Annotated in this window: 6 protein-coding genes; 2 read left to right on the plus strand and 4 right to left on the minus strand. The window is 74.5% G+C overall.

Annotated elements, in window-relative coordinates:
- Window positions 1–2: 2 nt before the first annotated feature.
- The 4 genes from hisH to ACTUAL_RS28975 form a co-directional block, all read right to left on the minus strand.
- Window positions 3–635 carry an imidazole glycerol phosphate synthase subunit HisH gene (gene hisH, locus ACTUAL_RS28960; RefSeq protein ID WP_440902460.1) on the minus strand — a complete coding sequence of 211 codons (633 nt, stop codon included), beginning with the start codon at window positions 633–635 and terminating at the stop codon, window positions 3–5.
- A gap of 10 nt (window positions 636–645) precedes the next feature.
- Window positions 646–1,122, minus strand: a complete 477-nt coding sequence (locus ACTUAL_RS28965) for a hypothetical protein (protein WP_440902461.1) — start codon at window positions 1,120–1,122, stop codon at window positions 646–648.
- A gap of 69 nt (window positions 1,123–1,191) precedes the next feature.
- Window positions 1,192–2,082, minus strand: coding sequence for a transketolase family protein (locus ACTUAL_RS28970; RefSeq protein WP_096496421.1), 891 nt, complete (start codon window positions 2,080–2,082; stop codon window positions 1,192–1,194).
- Complete coding sequence (locus tag ACTUAL_RS28975) at window positions 2,079–2,765, minus strand: thiamine pyrophosphate-dependent enzyme (protein WP_440902462.1); 687 nt, start codon at window positions 2,763–2,765, stop codon at window positions 2,079–2,081. Before ACTUAL_RS28975 ends, ACTUAL_RS28970 begins: the two co-directional genes overlap by 4 nt.
- A 23-nt stretch (window positions 2,766–2,788) precedes the next feature.
- Here ACTUAL_RS28975 and soxR point away from each other — a divergent pair, with 23 nt between their 5' ends.
- Window positions 2,789–3,280, plus strand: coding sequence for a redox-sensitive transcriptional activator SoxR (soxR, locus tag ACTUAL_RS28980; protein ID WP_177154428.1), 492 nt, complete (start codon window positions 2,789–2,791; stop codon window positions 3,278–3,280).
- Window positions 3,281–3,294: 14 nt separating this feature from the next.
- On the plus strand, window positions 3,295–3,815 hold a 521-nt coding region (locus ACTUAL_RS28985; protein WP_440902463.1), incomplete at its 3' end, for an RNA 2'-phosphotransferase.

The raw sequence follows: 3,815 nt of genomic DNA on the forward strand, positions 1-3,815 counted from the left end.
GCTCAGCACGACTTGAGCCAGTTCTCCAGCAGGCGCGCGCCCGCGTCCACGGACTTCTCCGGGTGGAACTGGGTCGCCCACAGGGGGCCGTTCTCGACGGCGGCGACGAACCGGTCGCCCCCGTGCTCGGCCCAGGTCACCAGCGGCGGGCGCAGGTGCTCGGCGGGCTGGAGCTCCCAGGTGCGGACGCCGTAGGAGTGCACGAAGTAGAAGCGGGTGTCCTCGGCCTGCCCGGCGAAGAGCTGGGAGCCCTCGGGGGTCTGCACCGTGTTCCAGCCCATGTGCGGGACGATCGGGGCCCGGAGGCGCTCGACGGTGCCGGGCCACTCGCCGCAGCCCTCGGTCTCCACGTCGTGCTCGATGCCCCGCTCGAACAGGATCTGCATCCCGACGCAGATGCCCAGCACCGGCCTGCCGCCCGCGAGGCGCTGGCCGATGAGCCTGCCGCCGCGCACGGCGTTCAGGCCCGCGACGCACGCCGCGTAGGCGCCCACGCCGGGGACCACCAGCCCGTCCGCGTCCAGCACCGCCTTGGGGTCGGCGGTCACCTCCACGTCGGCGCCGACGCGCTGGAGAGCGCGCTCGGCGGAGCGGAGGTTGCCTGATCCGTAGTCCAGTACGACGACGCGTGCCACGGTGACCAGGCTAGGCCAACGGGGAGCCGCCCTGGGTCACCGGGACCACCGGGAGGACCGTGTTGATCGCCAGGCCCGCCCGGTCCGGCAGCGCGGACACCCAGGTGTCGGCCCGGCCCTCGTCGACGAGCCTGCGCACCTCGCGGGCGTCGTCGGGCAGGTCGAGGTCGGCGGCGGCCTTGCGCAGGCCCCACCAGCGGGTCAGCGGGACGAGCTTGCGGGCGGCCCCGGTGTGGCCCGCGGCGCGGCCGTCGTCCCACAGCTCGCCCGCCGGGCTCCAGCGCAGGACCACGGCCTTGTCGCCGACCTCGCGGCACCGCTCGGCGAGCCTGGTCGCGGCGGTGTAGCCGGTCTCGCGGCGGGGCAGCAGGACGGTGCCGGAGGTCAGCGGGACGAGTGCGGCGGGACCGGCCTCGGCGCGGTGCAGGGCCAGTTGCAGCTCCGCGGTCGGCGCGGACGTCCAGATCAGCGTTCTCGGCGCGCTCACGGTGGAGATCATGCCTCAGCCGGTGGGGCGGGCCCGTGGACGCCTCGCCTTTTGCGCGACTCCGCCCCCTCAGCGCCCCCCGAACAGTCGCCGAGCCGCCTCCCGGACGCCCACCGGGTCCAGCTCGTGGGCGCTGTCGTGGTCGTCGGTGGTGCCGTAGGCGCGCAGCTCCTCGTCCCGCCGCACGCCCAGCGAGCGCAGCCGGTGCGGCTCGTCCGCGAGCGCCTGGGACACCCGGTGCGCTGAGGTGCCCTCCAGGTACGGCTCGACCAGCAGCACGTCCGGGCGGGCGTGGGCGACGGCGCGGCGCAGTCCGGCGGCGTCGAACGGGCGGACCGTGGTGGCGTAGAGCACGGTCACGTCCAGCTCGGCCACGGCCGCGAGGACGTTGTCGAGCACCGGCCCGACCGCGATCACCACGCCCGCGCCGCCGCGCCGCACCTCGGTGAACCCCTCGACCACCGGGAGCGGGGCGGCGTTGGTCCGCAGGGACAGCCGCAGGTAGGTGCGGTCGTCGCGGGCCAGCGCGGCGGTGAGCAGCGGTTCGACCTCGTCGGGGTGGCCGGGGACGTGCACGGTCCAGCCGGGCAGGGTGTCGATCAGGGCCACGTCGGCGGGCGACTGGTGGGTGCGGCCGAGTCCGGGGTCGTCGTAGGAGCCGCCGATGCCGACCAGGACCGCGCCGAGGTCCTGGTGGCCGAGGTCGAGCTTGAGCTGCTCGTACGGGCGCTCGACCAGGAACGGGGCGTAGGAGTGGATGACCGGGCGCAGGCCGGTGAGGGCCAGGCCCGCGCCGACGCCGACCATGGCCTGCTCGCGGATGCCGACGTTGACCACCCGCTCGTGCTCGGGCAGCACGTCGCGGGAGATCTCGGCGATGACGGCGGCGATCCTCGGGTCGTCGGCGAGGCCGGTGCGCAGGACGCGGGCGAAGACCTCGCGCATGGTGGTGGCGCTCATCGCTTGGCCTCCACCTTCGCGACGACGGCCAGCGGCCTGCCGGGGTGCGGGGCGGTGTACGCGGCGTGCAGCGCGTCGTGGTCGCGGCCGTCCACCTCGGCGGTCGCCCAGCCCTCGACCTCGAAGCGGCGGGCGACGCCGCCGGGCCAGCCGAGCGAGCCGGAGGAGTTGTCGACGACGGTGGTCACGAGCGAGTCGAGACCGCGTCGTCCGGCCACCGCGATCGCCTCGTGGTTGCTGCCCTCGTCCAGCTCGGCGTCGCCGACGAGGACGTGCACGGCGGGGTCGGTCCTGCCGCGCAGGCGCAGGCCGATGGCGACGCCGACGGCGATGGGCAGGCCGTGGCCGAGGGAGCCGCTGCCGATCTCGACGCCGGGCACGAGCACGCCGTCGGGGTGCAGGCCCAGGCGCGAGCCCCAGCCCGCCCAGCCGTCGAGCTCGGCCGGGTCGAGGAAGCCCTTGGCGGCCAGGACCGCGTAGTAGGCCATCGGACCGTGCCCCTTGGACAGCAGGAACCGGTCCCGGTCGGGGTCGTCGGGGTGGCGCGGGTCGACCCGCAGCACCCGGTCGTAGAGGACCCAGAGGACGTCGAGGGTGGACTCGGCAGCCCACCCGTGCTTCTCGTCGCCGGTCATCCGCGTGATGAGCGCGGGGAGGGCGGCGTACTCGGTCGCCGTGGTCATGGCTACAGCCAACAACCTCGACCATGGTGGAGGTCAACAGTAAGGTTGAGCTGGTGAGCAAGTTGCCGGAGATGTTGACCATCGGCCAGGTCGCCGAGCGCAGCGGGGTGCCCCACACGGCGCTGCGGTTCTACGAGGAGCGCGGGCTGATCGCCTCGGAGCGCACGGCGGGCAACCAGCGCCGCTACCCCAGGCACGTGCTGCGCAGGCTCGCGTTCATCCGCACCGCGCAGCGGGTCGGGCTGAGCCTGGAGGAGGTGCGGGCGGCGCTGGCGACGCTGCCGGAGGGGCGCACGCCGACGAAAACCGACTGGAGCAGGCTGTCCGGGCAGTGGCACTCTGAGCTCGACGCCCGGATCGACGCGCTGATCAGGCTGCGCGACCGGTTGACCTCGTGCGTGGGCTGCGGCTGCCTGTCCCTGCGGAGCTGCCTGCTGCAGAACTTCGACGACCAGCAGGCCGCGGACGGTCCGGGCGCGCCCAAGCTGAAGCCCGCCTCCGAGGGCGGGACCTGAACCCGAGGAAGAGCATGACCGAAGACGAAGTGATCACGCTGTCCAAGCGGATGTCGCGCTGCCTGCGGCACGACCCCGGCCGGTACGGGCTGGCGCTGGACGCGGCGGGGTGGGTGGACCTGGGGGAGCTGGTGCGGGCGCTGCGCACCGACCGGGCGTCCGTGCTGGAGGTGGTGGAGCGCAACAACAAGCGGCGCTTCGCGGTGCGGGGCGACCGGATCAGGGCCAACCAGGGGCACAGCGTCGAGGTGGACCTGGGCCTCGCGCGCGCGGAGCCGCCCCTGGCGCTGTTCCACGGCACGAACGCGCGTGCGCTGCCGGACGTCCTGCTGGAGGGGCTGCGGCCGATGAGCAGGCACGCGGTGCACCTGTCCACCGACCTGGCGACCGCGACGACCGTGGGCGCGCGCCGGGGCAGGCCGGTGGTGCTGGAGGTGGACGCGGCGCGGATGCACGCCGACGGGCACGCGTTCAGCGTCAGCGAGAACGGGGTGTGGCTGGTCGCCGCCGTGCCGCCGGGCTACCTGAGGCAGCG

It is taken from the genome of Actinosynnema sp. (assembly GCF_052038725.1).

Coding starts and splice junctions, on each gene's coding strand:
- ACTUAL_RS28970 (WP_096496421.1), bottom strand. CDS start 2,082: ATGAGCGCCACCACCATGCGCGAGGTCTTCGCCCGCGTCCTGCGCACC.
- ACTUAL_RS28975 (WP_440902462.1), bottom strand. CDS start 2,765: ATGACCACGGCGACCGAGTACGCCGCCCTCCCCGCGCTCATCACGCGG.
- soxR (WP_177154428.1), top strand. CDS start 2,789: ATGGTGGAGGTCAACAGTAAGGTTGAGCTGGTGAGCAAGTTGCCGGAG.